The sequence below is a fragment of the Candidatus Halocynthiibacter alkanivorans genome, from assembly GCF_003333265.1.
Lineage (GTDB): Bacteria > Pseudomonadota > Alphaproteobacteria > Rhodobacterales > Rhodobacteraceae > Halocyntiibacter_A > Halocyntiibacter_A alkanivorans.
The window spans coordinates 53,736-69,491 of record NZ_QOLB01000137.1; the positions used below are offsets into that span (position 1 = coordinate 53,736).

Sequence of the window (15,756 nt, forward strand, 5' to 3'; positions counted from 1 at the left end):
TGCGCCAAGGGTGCAGAGTGATGATTACCAGCGTAAAACCACAGAACCCCAGGCCAGACCACCACCAATTGCTTCGGTGACGAGCAGATCGCCCGGTTTTATCTGGCCTTTGTCACGGCCGACAGACAGGGCCAGGGGAATCGATGCGGCAGAAGTATTGCCATGGTCCTGCACGGTGACCACAACCCGATCCATCGATACGCCCATTTTTTTGGCTGTGCCCTGGATGATGCGGATGTTGGCCTGATGCGGCACGATCCAATCGACATCGTCTGCGCCGAGCCCGGCTTTCTCCAGCGCGTGATGGGCCGTGGAGGCCAGTTTGCCAACCGCCTGGCGGAACAGCGGGTTGCCCTGCATACGCAGTTTGCCCGAAGTGCCGGTGCTGGAGACACCGCCGTCCACATAAAGCATATCAAGATACTGGCCGTCTGAATTCAGGTCGGCCGACAGGATGCCGCGGTCGTCTGAACTGCCATCACCGTCACTGGCTTCCAGAATGACAGCGCCGGCACCGTCGCCAAACAGCACACAGGTGGAGCGGTCGCTCCAGTCCATGATGCGGCTGAAGGTTTCAGCGCCAATGACCAGAACCCGTTTTGCCTGACCCGACAGGATCAGCGCATTGGCGTTGGTCAGGGCAAAAACGAACCCGGCGCACACGGCCTGGACATCAAAACCAAAACCACGCTTCATGCCGAGCTTGTGCTGCACCATAGTGGCGACAGACGGGAATGTCAGATCCGGAGTGGAGGTGGCCACAATGACAGCATCCAGATCATCGACGCTCATGCCGGCGTCTTTCAACGCAGCTGCGGAGGCGTTGACTGCGAGATCGGATGTGGTCTGGCCTTCGGCGGCAATGTGGCGGCGTTCGATGCCCGATCGGGTGCGGATCCATTCATCCGTTGTGTCCAGGCTTTCCTCAAACTCAGCGTTTTCTACAATACGCTCAGGAAGATAATGCCCGACGCCCCGGATAACCGATCGAATTGTCATGTGTTTTCTGTGCCTTTTTCACCCGCAGAGGGCGCATCTTTACGCGAGGTCGCAGCAGATGCAACCCGTGCCGCCAGCCGGTCAGAAAATCCGGACTTTGCCAGGGTAAAGGAAAGTTTGATTGCGGCGGAGACACCAGTGGCATCGGCAGAGCCGTGGGACTTGACCACAGTGCCGTTCAGCCCGAGGAAAACGCCGCCGTTCACCCGGCGCGGATCGATCCGCCCGGACAGTCGTTTCAGCGATGGCAGCGCCAGAAGCGCGGCAAATTTGGACAGCAAGTTGGCCCGAAACGCCTGTTTGAGCAGATCCCCAACCAGCCTGGCGGTGCCCTCACCGGTCTTCAGGGCGATATTGCCGGTATAGCCGTCGGTCACAATCACATCGACCGAATCACCAGGGATATCGCCGCCTTCAACGAATCCGACAAATTCGAACTCACCGGCTTTGGCATTTTCAGAAATCAGATCATGGGCCAGCTTCAGTTCAGAGCGGCCTTTGTGTTCTTCGGTGCCGACATTCAACAGACCAATACGCGGTCGCGCCAGACCCAGACCATTGCGGGCATAAGAGGTGCCCATCATCGCATATTGCAGCAGGTCGTTTTCATCGGCGCGAATATCAGCACCAACATCAAGCATCACATTAAAGCCGCCCGGGTTCTGTGAGGGCCACAGGCAGGCGATGGCCGGACGGTTGACACCAGGAAGCTTGCGCAGACGGATCATCGACACCGCCATAAGCGCGCCGGTATTGCCACAGCTGACAATTGCATCGGCGTCGCCATTGCGCACTGCATCAACGGCGGACCACATAGAAGTGCCCTTGCCACGTCGCATGACCTGACTGGGTTTGTCCTGCATCGAAACAATATCGTCACAATTGTGGATTTCACAGCGGCCCTGCAGCGATTTGTGCTGCGCCACCAGTGTCTTCAGTTCCGGTTCCGGACCATGAAGAAGAAACAGAATTTCAGAATTCTGCCTGGCAGAATGTGCACAGCCGGCGACAACAGTCGCCGGCCCCCGGTCGCCGCCCATGGCGTCAACCGAAATTGTAATGCGCCGGGCGCCCGTCTGTGTAGCTTGCGAACTCGCTGACATACCTGCGGGTGCCCCGGATAGCTTATGCTGCGTCTTCGTCGAGATCGGTCTCGTCAGCTTGTGCGACGACTTCACGATCGTCGTATTTGCCACAGGCGCCACAGACGTGGTGCGGACGCTTCAGCTCACCGCAGTTCGGGCATTCGGATGGGTTGCTGGCCACGAGTGCATCGTGGGAGCGGCGCATGTTGCGCTTGGAGCGTGTCTTTTTATTCTTTTGGACGGCCATGTCTCAACCTTCGGCGTTCAGGGGGGCAGATGCCCCGTTATCTCTGGGTTACGGCGTCTGATGCGTTCACCGCGCCGAAGTTGAACCCAACTTGTACTCGAGCCCGGGAACATAGTCGGATTCCGGATCGGCGCAACCAGAATTCTGGTGCACCGGATATGACGGGCCTTTTGCGTGTTTGTGGCAGGTAATTCAAGGAAAAACCGCGCCCTTATACAAACCTTTATCAAAAAACATTGCAAACGCCAGTATTTGTTCGGAAATCAGAGCGCCAGCCGACCGCCGGGGCCGGCCGGGCCCGGCGATTTTATTTTTCCTGCAACTTGTTGCGCAAAGCGGCCAGACCCGCAAATGGCTTGGTATCCTCATCGGTCATGGGCGTTACACCTTCTTTGCTGAAAGTGGCCTCGCTCATTTCCGCACCTTCTGCCCTCGGGTAATCCGGTATTGCCAGTTCCAGCGCTTCAATCATCACTTCGCCAAGATCAAGCCACGCGCCCAGGCGGTCTACCGAATCGTCATCGGGCATTTCGATTTCTTCGCCCTGCTCAGTGTCGTCTTCCGGAATCATTGCCAGATAGGTACGCAACATTTTTTCATCTATGCGGGTGCTGACTGGCGTGAGAGTGACCACACAGGGTTGGGTCACCGTAGCGCCCAGATCGGCCTTCAGTTGCCAGTCGGCCTTGCCACTGGCTTGCAGGGTACCCGTAAAACGCAGCTTTTTAAGCCCATGCAGCCCAAGTTCTCTGGCGATCGCCGCGCGCGTGGGCGCATCGGGGATCAGCGAGAACTGAGTCGCAGTACGGTTGGGCAGATCGGCGATCCGCAGTGGATGTGCCCAGGCAAGGGGCGGGGTATTGGCGCTCATCGGTTGCGCTCCGTCTTGATCAGATGTGAAACCTTCTGTAAGCCGATACGAGGCAAGACCAGGCAAGGCAAGAGGGACAGTATGCAGAAAATGTCGACACGGGTCCGTTTGGGCATTTTTGCAATGGCTTTTGTCACGTTGTCGGCCTGTGCCGCACAATACCGCAATACCGGCTATGTTCCCAGACAAGAACAACTTGCGGATCTGACCGTGGGCTTTGACACCCGCGAAAGCCTTGCCACCTCCATTGGTGCGCCAACGGCGCAGGGCATGCAAAAAGATGGCACCTGGTATTATGTCGGCAGCCGGTTCCGCCAGTTTGCCTGGCAGGAAGCCAGGGAAGTCGACCGCCAGGTGGTTGCGCTCAGCTTTGATTCGCGTGGTGTGCTGTCCAATGTTGAACGCTTCGGACTGGACGACGGCCGGGTCGTTGCTCTGTCGCGCCGGGTGACCGACGACAATATCAAAGGCGTAACCTTCCTGCAGCAACTGCTCGGCGGGCTGGGACAAATTTCGGCCGATCAACTGATCCAGTAACGCGGTCCGATATCTGGAATGAAAAGCGCGGCCCGCCGGAAGCACCGGGGCTGCGTTTTTGTTTTTGGGGGAGGTCCGCAGATCGGGCTGCCGGTGTTGAACTCCGGACGGACGCCAGAATACAGCGCAGTGCCAGACCTTGGGGAGGCGTGAAACGCCTTGCCGTGGGGAGTGAGAACCGTCTCGGAAATGATCTGGGGGACCATTTCAGGTTTGAACGGGCGGAGCCCTGAAACAGGCGTTGCCCGGTGGTGCCGGGCAAAGGAACTTAATCCCCGGTCAGCCTGCCAGGCGGGCCAGAAAAAACTGCTTCTGAGGCGTGGATCTTCTCATTTGAAATCCGCGGCCTCCGCAGGCTCAGGCGCTGCCCTTTATCCTGACGTTTGGTCAAAGTTCCAATCCGTCCAGTACACTGAGCGGACAGGGCTTACTTCTTCTCTTTGAAATCCAGCGACACGCCATTGATGCAATAGCGCAGCCCGCCCGGACCAGGGCCGTCGGGGAAGACATGTCCCAGATGGGCAGCACATTTGTCGCAATGCACCTCGGTGCGGCGCATACCAAAGCTCAGATCATGTGTCTCACCGACCGGCGCGCCGTCTTTGGGCGCGGAAAATGAAGGCCAGCCACAACCGCTTTCAAACTTTTCACTCTGTTCAAACAGTTCTGCACCACAGCAGCTGCAATGGAAGACCCCTTCAGACTTCGGGAACCCGGGATGGGAAAAAGCCCGTTCGGTGCCGGCCTGGCGCGTCACCCGATAGGTCTCCGCATCCAGCATCTCGCGCCACTCTTCATCAGACCGGATATTTTTGTCACTCATCGTGCTGGCTCCCCATGTTGCCGCCCTGGCCCCACCTTGCGGCACCCGGGCTTTCCCCCTTACTTATAGGTCGGGCCCCGGTCTGCAAATCACAATGGAGATATTATGCTGCTTTTGCGCAAAGGGCGCTACCAGGCGCGGCTCGCGGAGAGCCCTGCGGATATCGACGCGGCGCAGCGGCTGCGCCATCTGGCTTTTGTGGCAGGTCGCAGCACAGAGGGGCACTCAGAGGGGCACTCAGAGGGTCGCACAGAGAAGCACACAGAGAGGCACACAGAAAATCATTCGGCGGGGTGCTCATCGGATCAGGCTGCAGTCCGGGCGGACGGGCGCGATGCCGACCGGTTTGATGCGCTGTGCAAACATGTGCTGGTGAAGGATGTCGCAACCGGCGCCCTGGTCTGTTGTTTCCGGCTGCTGCCGCTGGCGTCGGGCGCAGACATTTCCCAGAGCTATTCGGCGCAGTTTTATAATCTCTCAAAACTGGCGGCCTTCCCCGGTCCGATGCTGGAAATGGGTCGTTTCTGTATCCATCCGGCCTGGTTTGACCCCGATATTATGCGCCTGGCCTGGCTGGCGCTGACGCGCTTTGTCGATGAGGCCGGCGTGGCGCTGCTGTTTGGCTGCAGTTCCTTTCAGGGCACCGATGCCGGCACCTGTGCGGATGCGTTTGCCTGGCTCAGAGCCCGCCACCTTGCGCCAGAGAGCCAGGCACCGGGCATCAAAGCGTCGGAGGTGGTTCCTTTTCCCCCGCAGGAGGGGAATGAACCCGACCTGCGGCGCGCTATGGCGCAGATACCGCCTTTATTGCGCAGCTATCTGATGATGGGGGGGTGGGTCAGCGATCATGCGGTGGTGGACCGGCAGCTGAACACGCTGCATGTGTTCACGGGGCTGGAAATCAAAACCATCCCGCCAGCACGGGCGCGTCTGCTGCGCAGCGCCGCCGGACAGGCGTAACGCCTGATTGCGGCCCCGCTAGCCCGTTGGCCCACAGTTGATTTGCCAACAGCAGCTTTGTAGGTCGCTGCAATCGCCGGGCAGGCGTGTCGCCTGATGTCCACGCTGCCGCGTCAGCGCACCGGGCCTAAAAGTGATTTGCCAACAGCAGTTTTGCACGTAACTGCTGCCGCCGGAGCACCACACCGGTCAGTTCTCTGGCTGAAACGGCGCGTTGCATGGCCCGAACCGTCGCTTGGCATTGACGCGCCCGCCGCCGGGCGTTAGCTGAGCGTTATGGCACGCGCACCCTTACTCCAGCTCTCCGATATCTCGCTTACTTTTGGCGGTGATCCTGTATTTAACGGCCTCGATCTGGTGGTCCAGCAAGGCGATCATGTCGCACTTGTTGGCCGCAACGGCTCGGGCAAATCAACCCTGATGAAAGTCATGGCCTCGCTGGTGGAGGCGGACAGCGGCAGTCGTATCATCCGCCCCGGTACCGCGGTGGGCTATATGGATCAGCACCCGGACATCTCCGGATTTGACACGCTGGGCGAATTTGCCGCCAGTGGTCTCGCTGCGGGCGAAGAATACAAAGTGGCGATGGCCGCCGAAGGGCTGAAATTCGACCCGGATGGCAAGACCGCCACAGCCTCGGGCGGCGAGCGTCGCCGCGCGGCACTGGCCAAACTGCTGGCCGAAGCACCCGGGCTGATGCTGCTGGACGAGCCGACCAACCACCTGGACATCGAAGCCATCGCCTGGCTGGAAGACCAGCTGAAGAACACCCGCGCCGCTTTTGTGCTGATTTCCCACGACCGGGCATTCCTGCGCGCCCTGACCAAAGCCACCCTGTGGATCGACCGGGGCGCGGTGCGTCGTCAGGAACAGGGGTTTGACGCTTTTGAGGCCTGGCGCGACAAGACCTGGGAAGAAGAAGACATCAACCGCCACAAGCTCGACCGCAAAATCAAATCTGAGGCCCGCTGGGCGGTGGAAGGCATTTCTGCGCGGCGCAAACGCAACCAGGGCCGGGTGCGCGCCCTTGGTGATTTGCGCGCGGAACGCGGCAATATGATCCGCCGCCAGGGCGCTGCTGCCATGGCTTTGGATTCGGGGCAGAAATCCGGCAAACGAGTGGTGGAAGCCTTCGGTATTTCCAAAACCTTTGACGGCAAAACCATCTGCCGCGATTTTTCGATCAAAATCGCCCGTGGCGACCGGATCGCCTTTGTCGGTCCCAACGGGGTTGGCAAAACCACGCTGTTGAAAATGCTCACCGGCGAGCTGGCGCCTGACGGTGGCGAGGTCAAACTGGGCACACGGCTTGAAATGGCAGTGTTTGATCAGAACCGCTCCAAACTCGACCCGGATCTCAGCCTGTGGGACAGCATGACCTCAGAAGAGGGCATGCGCGTTTCCGGCAAGGCCGATCAGGTGATGGTGCGCGGACAACCCAAACACGTGGTTGGCTATCTGAAAGAATTTCTGTTTGACGAAAGCCAGGTCCGCGCCCCGGTGCGCAGCCTCTCAGGCGGCGAAAAAGCCCGGCTGCTGCTGGCCAAAATCATGGCGCGCGAATCCAATGTGCTGGTGCTCGATGAACCGACCAACGATCTCGATGTGGAAACACTCGATCTGCTGCAGGAACTGCTGACCGATTTTGACGGAACTGTTCTGCTGGTCAGCCACGACCGCGACTTTATCGACCGGGTGGCGACGATGACCGTGGCGATGGAGGGCGATGGCGATGCCACGCTCTATCCCGGCGGCTGGAGCGATTATCAGGATCAGCGCCAGGAGCGACTCGGTATTGACGTCACAGTCAAACCCTCGCGGCAAAACGGGGGGAAATCTGCGGCTGCAGAGAAAAAACCCGCCGGCGCGCTGAGCTATACGGAACAACACCGCCTGGAAGAGCTGCCCGGCATCATGGAACGGCTGGAAGCGGAGATCGTCAAAGTCACCGATTTCATGTCGGACCCGGATCTGTTCACCAAAGAGCCGCTGAAATTCCAGAAAGCCACCGATGCGCTGCTGGAACGTCAGGCCGCGCTGGACGCTGCCGAAGAAGAGTGGATGGCGCTGGAAGATCGGGCGGCGAAATAACTGACGTCACGCAACCTGTTGGTTTGCATAGCTGTTCACGCTAGATATTTTGTGGACAGGCGGGGGCAGGGCGCTCCCTGACAGGTGGTTCAGATATGATGACTCTGGTGCAAATTCTGCTGTTGAGTGTTGCGGTGCTCATTGGCGGCGCTGCGGCCTGGGTGCGCTTTGCCCCCAGCGATCCGGAACTCTGGCATGTGGCGCCGCTGCGAGCGGCTGATCCGGGCCGGGCAGGATATCTGTTGATGGCGTCCAGTGCCGACAACCCGGTTCTTGAGGCAGATACAAGCGAAGTGCTGCGCGCGCTGGACGGGATTGCCCGCGCCACGGCGCGCACCAAAGTGCTGACCGGATCTGTTGCTGAAGGCCGCATCACCTATATCACCCGCAGCCGTTTCTGGGGTTTTCCCGATTACACCTCCGTGACCGCGACAGACGTGACTGGCGGCAGCCAACTGGTGATTTTCGCCCGCCTGCGCTTCGGGCGCTCTGATCTGGGCGTGAACAAGGCGCGCGTGTTGAGCTGGATGGCACAGTTGCGCCAGGCGCTTTAACCTTCGCACGGTCTGCCGATCTGCTGATCGGTAAAATATTCTTCCGCTCAAGTGATTGGTTTTACTGAATAACCACGCGGGCGCGACGATAACCTGGTCTTTTTTGCTCCTTGTGTGACAAACTCACCGAACTCGCCAGCGGGTTGAAGTAGGGTTTGCAAAAAGGAAACGCACAAATGAATATTTCGAAACTCAAAAGGGAGCGTGGTCGTGGTCACTGAATTCACCCCCTGGGCCTCACTGATCGGCGGCATACTGATCGGGCTCGCCGCGGTTCTGCTGATGTTGCTGCGCGGACGCGTCTTTGGCGCCACCGGCATCCTCGCAGGTGTCCTGAGCCCTTCCGGCAGCTCTGACTGGACCTGGCGGGCGCAGCTGCTGGCCGGCATGGTCACCGGGCCGCTGCTGTATTCACTGCTGTTTGGTCAGATGCCGGTGATCCAGGTGCCGGTCTCTACCCCGATGATGGTAATCGGAGGCGTGATCGTTGGTATCGGCGTCACCTTTGGCTCCGGCTGTACTTCGGGCCACGGCGTTTGCGGCATGGCCCGCCTGTCGCCGCGCTCCATCGTCGCCACTGCAGTATTCATGCTGTTCACCTTCCTGACGGTCTATGTGGTCCGTCATGTTCTTGGCCTGTGAGGAACGTCTGATGAAACATGTACTTACCTTTTTGACGGGGCTGGTGTTCGGGCTGGGTATCGTGATGTCCGGCATGTCCAACCCTGCGAAAGTGATTAACTTTTTCGACATCGCCGGCAGCTGGGACCCCAGTCTGGCCTTTGTCATGGGCGGCGCGGTGGTGGTGACGTTCATTGGTTACCGCTTTGTGCTGAAACGACCCGCGCCAATGATGGACACAGCGTTTAACGTGCCTTCCAGCCGTTTGATCGACCGCAGGCTTGTCGGCGGTTCCGCCCTGTTTGGCATTGGCTGGGGCATTGCCGGGTTCTGCCCGGGTGGCGCATTGCCGGCGCTTGGCACGCTGAACCCGGACGTGCTGATCTTTGTTGCCTCTCTGGTGACCGGAATTTTTGCCGCCAAAACCATGATGAATAAGACTGCAACAATCTGACAATGAGTGTCCGGCAGCATATACGGAGAAAGAGATGTCTGTGAATTATCCAGCCGATATGAATGTGTCCCCCGAGGTCACCGCGTTTTTTGACGAGGCGTCCAACACTATCAGCTACGTGGTGAAGGACCCGGCGTCCACTTCCTGCGCCATTATCGACCCGGTGATGGATATTGATTATGCTGCCGGCCGCATCACCTGTGATCACGCCGACGAGTTGATCGCCTTTGTCACCGGCAATGGTCTGAGCCTTGAATGGCTGATTGAAACCCATGTTCACGCCGATCACCTGTCTGCCGCGCCCTATATCCAGGGCAAGCTTGGCGGCAAGATCGGCGTTGGCGAAAACATCACTGTAATCCAGGAGGTCTTCGGCAAAGTCTTTAACGAGGGCACCGAATTTCAACGCGACGGCTCGCAGTTTGACAAGCTGTTTGCCGATGCTGATATCTACATGGTGGGCGAAATGCGCTGCTTTGCCATGGCGACGCCGGGCCATACCCCGGCCTGCATGACCCATACGATGGGCAATGCGACTTTTGTCGGGGATACGCTGTTCATGCCTGACGGCGGCTCGGCGCGCGCCGATTTTCCAGGCGGAGACGCCGGGGAACTCTATGACAGTATTCAGAAAGTGCTGAACCTGCCCGATGAGATGAAATTGTATATGTGCCACGACTACGCCCCCAACGGGCGCGACATTGCCTGGGAAACCACTGTTGTTGAGCAAAAGGCGCATAACATTCACGTGGGCGGCGGCAAAAACAAAGACGAGTTCGTGGCCTTCCGCACCGAGCGTGACGCGCAGTTGGGCATGCCAAAGCTGATCATCCCCTCGCTGCAGGTCAATATGCGCGGCGGCGAACTGCCACCCGCCGATGCGCAGGGCACAACCTTCCTGAAAGTGCCGGTCAACCTGCTTTGATTTCCGATAAATCCTATTAGCGGCGGCTGGCGACAGGCCCCGTTGCAAAACCTGAACGATGGAGAGTCATGATGGACATCAGTAAACTCAGCCCTGCCTTTTCGGTCTGCGGGCAGATCCACCCGGATGATATGTCCGAAATCGGGGCCAGCGGCTTTCGCGCCGTCATCTGTAATCGCCCAGATGCAGAAGTGCCCGGACAGCCGCCAGTGCAGGTCATTCGCAACGCGGCGGAAAAAGCCGGACTTGAGCTGCGCTACATTCCGGTGACCCATACGGAACTGACGGCAGATAAAGCTGCAGAAATACAAGCCGCTTTGCGCGAACTTCCTGAGCCGGTTCTGGCCTACTGTGCTTCCGGCAGACGCTCCGCCATGCTTTGGACGATGCTGAACCCCGGCAGATAAACACCCAGGTCCGGCGCCAGGCCGGGGCGTGTCGGAACGTATTGGCTCATCCTGGGACATGCCAGCACAAGCATCAAGAACCACGACAGCACTTCAGCGTGTCAACAACACGGCGCCCGCAAACTGGTGCCGTAAAGAAAAAGGATAACGCTGTTGCGTATCAATTCAGAAAAACTGCGCGGCTATTTTCCGATCCTCGACTGGGGCTCGCGCTACAACCGTGACCGGCTGAGCAATGACCTGGTGGCAGCCCTCATCGTGACCATCATGCTGATCCCGCAGTCGCTGGCCTATGCGTTGCTGGCCGGTCTGCCGGCAGAGATGGGCCTTTACGCCTCGATCGCCCCGCTGCTGGCATATGCGGTGTTTGGCACGTCGCGCGTACTTGCGGTGGGGCCGGTGGCGGTGGTGTCGCTGATGACCGCGGCGGCGGTGGGCAATCTGGCACTGCAAGGCACCGCAGAATACGCCGCGGCGGCGATCACGCTGGCGTTTATTTCCGGGCTGATCCTGCTGGTGATGGGCCTGTTCCGTCTTGGTTTTCTGGCCAATTTCCTGTCTCACCCGGTGATTGCCGGTTTTATCACCGCTTCGGGCATTCTGATCGCCACCTCGCAGCTGAAACATATATTTGGCGTCCAGGCTCAGGGCCACACTTTGCCGCAGATCCTCGGCTCACTGCTGTCAAACCTGGGGGATTTCAACTGGATTACCCTGATGGTTGGCGTTTCTACTACTGCATTTTTGTTCTGGGTTCGCAAAGGCTTAAAACCTCTTCTTCTGGCGACGGGCCTGGGCCCGCGCATGGCTGAAATCCTCGCCAAAGCCGGGCCGGTGGCCGCGGTGGCGCTGACCACAATTGCCGCCTGGACATTTGGATTTGAAGCGCGCGGCGTCGCACTTGTCGGTGAGGTGCCAAGCGGCTTGCCACCGCTGACATTGCCTGGGTTTTCGCCCCAGGTCTGGAGCAGCCTGTTTGGTTCCGCGCTGTTGATTTCCGTTATTGGTTTTGTGGAATCGGTGTCGGTGGCGCAAACCCTGGCAGCCAAAAAACGTCAGCGCATCGTGCCCAATCAGGAACTCATCGGCCTGGGCGCCTCCAATGTGGCCTCGGCGATCTCGGGCGGCTTTCCGGTCACCGGTGGGTTTTCCCGCTCGGTGGTGAATTTTGACGCCGGTGCAGAAACTCCCGCCGCCGGTGCTTTTACCGCCGTGGGCATCATGCTTGCGGCCGTGTTCCTGACGCCGCTGCTGTTCTTTTTACCCAAGGCCACGCTCGCCGCCACCATCATCGTCGCGGTGCTCAGCCTGGTGGATCTGTCGATCCTGCGCACCACATGGACCTATGCGCGCTCCGATTTCGCGGCGGTGTCTGCGACGGTGGTGCTAACTCTTGGATTTGGAGTCGAGGTCGGCGTCTCCTCAGGCGTGCTGCTCTCCATCCTGCTGCATCTCTACAAAACCTCACGCCCCCATGTGGCCGAAGTCGGGCTGGTTCCCGGCACCGAGCATTTCCGCAATATCGACCGCCACGACGTGCTGACCCGGGACCATCTGGTCACCATCCGGGTGGATGAAAGCCTATATTTCGCCAATGCACGGTTTCTGGAAGATCTGATCTATGACCGAGTCACCAAAGATTGTCCGGTCACCGATGTGGTGTTGATGTGTCCGGCAGTGAACGACATTGATGCGTCGGCGCTGGAAAGTCTCGAAGCGATCAATCACCGTCTTCAGGATATGGGTATCCGGCTGCACCTGTCCGAGGTCAAAGGCCCGGTGATGGATAAACTGCAACGGGTTGATTTTGTGGGTGATCTCAGCGGTCAGGTGTTCCTGTCGCAATATGAGGCGATGCGGGCGCTTGCGGATGTGGGCGATCAGACGGTCAAACTTCCGGGTGCGTCTCAAGTCAAAACTCAGGCCTGAGACGCGGCGCAGATGAGCTGTACCCTCCGGATTTCTGTTGCCTGAACAGACCGGGGGGCGCTAGTCTCTGCTCAACTGAACGTTTGTTCATTTCGCGCATGAGGAGAGACCATGAAAATTGAAGCAGGAATGCAGGCGGTTGTCACCGGAGCGGCCTCTGGTCTGGGTGCTGCCGTGGCCAAAACCCTGGCGGATGCCGGCGCTCTGGTCACGATATTTGACATGAATGCAGAGGCGGGCAACGCCACCGCTGCTGATCTCAACGGGCATTTCGAGGCGGTGGATGTCAGCGATCCTGCCAGTGTCGCGGCTGGGTTTGAAAATGTTGCCCAGCGTGGCGGCCTGCGCATCGTGATCAATTGCGCCGGTCTGGCACCTGCCGCCAAGACCGTGTCCCGCGGTGTCGCCCACAATCCGGAAATGTTTTCCAAAGTGATCAGCGTCAATCTGATCGGCAGCTTTAACGTTGCCAGTCAGGGCGCGGCGCTGATGGCGGCCTCTGAGCCGGTGAATGAAGACGGCGAACGTGGTGTGATCATCAACACCGCCTCGGTTGCCGCCTATGAAGGCCAGGTGGGACAGCTGGCCTATGCCGCGTCCAAAGGCGGCATCGTTTCGATGACGCTGCCGATGGCGCGCGATCTGGCTCAGGCCGGGATTCGCGTCTGTGCCATTGCGCCGGGCATTATGCAGACGCCGATGCTGGCCGGGCTGCCACAAGAGGTTCAGGACAGTTTGGGTCAGCAGGTGCCGTTTCCGTCGCGCCTGGGCAAGGCCGGCGAATACGCCTCGCTTGTGGCGCATATTATCGACAATCCGATGTTAAACGGTGAGGTGATCCGGCTGGACGGTGCGATCCGGATGGCCCCGCGCTAAAGACAAAAAAAACCACCCTGTCCAAAGGGCAGGGTGGCGCACTCGTTACACAGTTAACAAGGCGGGCCGCAGACGGCACTCGCCGTATAGGTGTATTGAGCGCCGAATTTGTTGATAAAACATTAAATGCAAAAGCATCTTTTTTAGCCTCGTATTCGCCGGCCTGGACATCCTCCCCGGTTCTGATGAAAAAACGGGCTGTTTCAGCTGCAAATGCCTGTTCAGTGGACCAGTTGTCTTTCCACGCAGCCAGGCAGGCGGCGGCCATGGCATTACCCACTATTCTCGGCTATCTCTGAATGCGACAACGCCCACCGCAACTGCGCCGGACCCTCCGGCGCCACAGCAGAAAGCCCGGCATGGAATTCAGCAGTTATGTTCGCACCCTGGGCCGCGGCCCCGGACGCTCCCGCGCGCTGACCCAGGAGGAGGCGCAGGATGCAATGCGCCAGATCCTTGCCGGCACGCCGGCGCCCGAAGCGGTCGGGGCGCTGTTGATGCTGCTGCGCTACCGCGGTGAAAGCGCCGCTGAAATTGCCGGTTTTGTTGAGGCGGTGCGCGCGGATTTTGCGCCCTGGAGCGGCGCGCGCCCGGCGTTGGACTGGCCCAGTTATGCGGCCGGGCGCACACGGGGCGTGGCCTGGTTCCTGCTTGCCGCGCGCCTGGTTGCCGGCGCCGGTTATCCGGTTCTACTGCATGGTTGGAACTCGCACCAGAATCCGCTGGCGTCAGTGCGCGCAGCGCTGCCCGCCGCTGCCATCCCCGAGGCCAGCAGTATCGAACAGGCCTCAACCCTGCTGCAATCCCACAACATTGCCTATCTGCCGCTTGAACTTTTTGCCCCCAAAGTGCTGGACCTGCTGAAGTTGCGCGACGTGCTGGGGCTGCGCTCGGCAATGAACACCGTCTGCCGCATGCTCAACCCGGGCCTGGCCCCGGCCTCGGTGCAGGGAGTGTTTCATCCGTCCTACCGGGAACTTCAGGCCGATGCGGGCGCATTGCTCGGGCAATCTGCCCTCAGCGTAATCAAAGGCGGTGGCGGTGAGTTTGAACGCCACCCCTCCAAAGAGATCGCCGTGTTTGGCCTGCGTCAGGGTGCGCCCTGGCAGGATCAGGGCCAGCCTTTGTCCGGTGAGGCCCGCCGGCTCGGCGACGGCGACTATCAGGTTACGGATCTTGCCCGGCTCTGGAGCGGCGATTTGCAAGACGAGTTTGCCCTCGCAGTGGTCACTGGCACAGCAGCGCTCGCGTTGCACAGCCTGGGCGCTGCCGACAGCGTCTCTGCGGCGGGTGAGCTTGCCAACACCCTCTGGGGCGACCGTAATAAGACAGGTGCAGTATGAAATATTTCCCGATGTTTCTGCGCGTCGCCGATCAGGATGTCTTCATCATTGGCGGCGGCGAACAGTCGGCACAAAAAGCACGGCTGATGTTAAAGACGGAAGCCCGCATCACCCTGGTGGCGCCGGAGCTTGACGAAGAGCTTTCTGCGCTGGTTTCAGAGGGTGCTGCCAAATGGCGTGGCGACCGGGCGACCGCAGACAGTGTGCGCGGCGCGGCACTGGTGTTCATCTGCACCGGCGACAGCGCTCAGGATGCGGAGATCTGCAGCGAGCTGCGCCCCTCAGGCGCCATGATCAACGTGGTGGATCAACCCGAGCTGTGTGACGCCACCACGCCCTCGATTGTGGACCGTGATCCGCTGGTGATTGCCATAGGTACCGAAGGCGCGGCCCCGGTGCTGGCGCGCCAGATCAAAACCCGCATTGAGGAGACACTGGAACCCCGCCTTGGCGAATTGGTGGCGCTTGCAGCCCGTCTGCGGCTCTCCGCTGCCCAGCATGTGGCGTCCGAGCGGCGGCGCGGCTTGTGGCGCTGGGTGTTTGGCGGTGCGCCGCGCCGGCTCCATGCCCGTGGCGCGGAACGCGAGGCCGCCAGTCTGCTGAAAGAGGCGATTGCTGCCGGGGGTGCGCCGGACGACGCCGGGCACGGGGCGCTTACCCTGATCGGGGCAGGGCCGGGGCCGGTTGATCTGCTGACCCTGCGCGCGGTGCAGCGCCTGCAGGAAGCCGATATCGTGTTTTACCCCGATGCCAGCAGCGCCGCAGTGCTGGAACTGGCGCGACGGGATTGCACCCGGATCTGCATTGGCAAAACTCAGGTCACAGCGGCCTGGACCGAGGCTGCAATTGCAGAACGGGTGATGGCGGAGCTGGCGCTCGGGCGGCGGGTGCTGCGCATCCTGCCCGGCGCGGGCAATCAACAGGTGGCGGAACTGGACCTTGCTGTGGCCGCAAAGTTTGACGTGGAGCGGGTGCCAGGCCTGAAACAGGGCTGACGGCCCGGGTACTGATGCCTGTCGCTGGGGCCCGTCCCG

General features: G+C 60.0%; 18 protein-coding genes. 13 read left to right on the top strand and 5 right to left on the bottom strand.

Annotated elements, in window-relative coordinates:
• Positions 1 to 24: 24 nt before the first annotated feature.
• From DWA01_RS17630 to DWA01_RS17645, 4 genes are all read right to left on the bottom strand, one after another.
• Positions 25 to 999 carry a beta-ketoacyl-ACP synthase III gene (locus DWA01_RS17630; protein WP_114287121.1) on the bottom strand — a complete coding sequence of 325 codons (975 nt, stop codon included), beginning with the start codon at positions 997 to 999 and terminating at the stop codon, positions 25 to 27.
• Positions 996 to 2,102: a phosphate acyltransferase PlsX gene (plsX, locus tag DWA01_RS17635; RefSeq protein WP_114287122.1), complete on the bottom strand. Its 1,107-nt coding sequence runs from the start codon at positions 2,100 to 2,102 to the stop codon at positions 996 to 998. Before plsX ends, DWA01_RS17630 begins: the two co-directional genes overlap by 4 nt.
• Positions 2,103 to 2,124: 22 nt before the next feature.
• Positions 2,125 to 2,331, bottom strand: a complete 207-nt coding sequence (gene rpmF / locus DWA01_RS17640; RefSeq protein ID WP_114287123.1) for a 50S ribosomal protein L32 — start codon at positions 2,329 to 2,331, stop codon at positions 2,125 to 2,127.
• A 307-nt stretch (positions 2,332 to 2,638) separates the two neighbouring features.
• On the bottom strand, positions 2,639 to 3,202 hold the full coding sequence (locus DWA01_RS17645) for a YceD family protein (protein ID WP_114287124.1): 564 nt from the start codon (positions 3,200 to 3,202) through the stop codon (positions 2,639 to 2,641).
• A gap of 81 nt (positions 3,203 to 3,283) precedes the next feature.
• Between DWA01_RS17645 and DWA01_RS17650 the strand changes: the two genes are divergently transcribed.
• Positions 3,284 to 3,739: an outer membrane protein assembly factor BamE gene (locus tag DWA01_RS17650; RefSeq protein WP_200832610.1), complete on the top strand. Its 456-nt coding sequence runs from the start codon at positions 3,284 to 3,286 to the stop codon at positions 3,737 to 3,739.
• 427 nt (positions 3,740 to 4,166) lie between these two features.
• On the opposite strand, the gene msrB is transcribed toward DWA01_RS17650, so the two are convergent.
• Positions 4,167 to 4,562: a peptide-methionine (R)-S-oxide reductase MsrB gene (gene msrB, locus DWA01_RS17655; RefSeq protein ID WP_114287125.1), complete on the bottom strand. Its 396-nt coding sequence runs from the start codon at positions 4,560 to 4,562 to the stop codon at positions 4,167 to 4,169.
• 105 nt (positions 4,563 to 4,667) lie between these two features.
• On the opposite strand from msrB, the gene DWA01_RS17660 reads away from it, so the two are divergent.
• The 12 genes from DWA01_RS17660 to DWA01_RS17710 all read left to right on the top strand — a co-directional run bounded on the left by DWA01_RS17660 (position 4,668) and on the right by DWA01_RS17710 (position 15,717).
• The gene (locus tag DWA01_RS17660) at positions 4,668 to 5,522 is read left to right on the top strand and encodes a GNAT family N-acetyltransferase (protein WP_235008600.1); all 855 of its coding nucleotides are present in this window, start codon (positions 4,668 to 4,670) and stop codon (positions 5,520 to 5,522) included.
• 276 nt (positions 5,523 to 5,798) lie between these two features.
• A complete protein-coding gene (locus DWA01_RS17665) occupies positions 5,799 to 7,613 on the top strand; it encodes an ABC-F family ATP-binding cassette domain-containing protein (RefSeq protein WP_114287126.1) in 1,815 nt (604 codons plus the stop codon).
• 95 nt (positions 7,614 to 7,708) lie between these two features.
• Positions 7,709 to 8,167, top strand: coding sequence for a DUF1499 domain-containing protein (locus DWA01_RS17670; protein ID WP_336470013.1), 459 nt, complete (start codon positions 7,709 to 7,711; stop codon positions 8,165 to 8,167).
• 210 nt (positions 8,168 to 8,377) lie between these two features.
• Positions 8,378 to 8,809, top strand: coding sequence for a YeeE/YedE family protein (locus tag DWA01_RS17675; RefSeq protein ID WP_114287159.1), 432 nt, complete (start codon positions 8,378 to 8,380; stop codon positions 8,807 to 8,809).
• A gap of 10 nt (positions 8,810 to 8,819) precedes the next feature.
• On the top strand, positions 8,820 to 9,242 hold the full coding sequence (locus DWA01_RS17680; RefSeq protein WP_114287127.1) for a DUF6691 family protein: 423 nt from the start codon (positions 8,820 to 8,822) through the stop codon (positions 9,240 to 9,242).
• Between the two features lie 34 nt (positions 9,243 to 9,276).
• Positions 9,277 to 10,167: an MBL fold metallo-hydrolase gene (locus DWA01_RS17685; RefSeq protein WP_114287128.1), complete on the top strand. Its 891-nt coding sequence runs from the start codon at positions 9,277 to 9,279 to the stop codon at positions 10,165 to 10,167.
• A gap of 71 nt (positions 10,168 to 10,238) precedes the next feature.
• Positions 10,239 to 10,574, top strand: coding sequence for a protein tyrosine phosphatase family protein (locus tag DWA01_RS17690; RefSeq protein ID WP_114287129.1), 336 nt, complete (start codon positions 10,239 to 10,241; stop codon positions 10,572 to 10,574).
• A 153-nt stretch (positions 10,575 to 10,727) separates the two neighbouring features.
• Entirely contained in the window at positions 10,728 to 12,503 is a 1,776-nt protein-coding gene (locus tag DWA01_RS17695; RefSeq protein WP_235008601.1) for a SulP family inorganic anion transporter, read from the top strand.
• 111 nt (positions 12,504 to 12,614) lie between these two features.
• Positions 12,615 to 13,379: an SDR family NAD(P)-dependent oxidoreductase gene (locus DWA01_RS17700; RefSeq protein ID WP_114287131.1), complete on the top strand. Its 765-nt coding sequence runs from the start codon at positions 12,615 to 12,617 to the stop codon at positions 13,377 to 13,379.
• Between the two features lie 95 nt (positions 13,380 to 13,474).
• A complete protein-coding gene (locus DWA01_RS23005; RefSeq protein WP_136057777.1) occupies positions 13,475 to 13,678 on the top strand; it encodes a hypothetical protein in 204 nt (67 codons plus the stop codon).
• Positions 13,679 to 14,722, top strand: a complete 1,044-nt coding sequence (locus tag DWA01_RS17705; protein ID WP_268807750.1) for a glycosyl transferase family protein — start codon at positions 13,679 to 13,681, stop codon at positions 14,720 to 14,722.
• Positions 14,719 to 15,717, top strand: coding sequence for an NAD(P)-dependent oxidoreductase (locus DWA01_RS17710; RefSeq protein ID WP_114287133.1), 999 nt, complete (start codon positions 14,719 to 14,721; stop codon positions 15,715 to 15,717). The genes DWA01_RS17705 and DWA01_RS17710 overlap by 4 nt, the downstream gene beginning before the upstream one ends.
• Positions 15,718 to 15,756 lie beyond the last annotated feature (39 nt).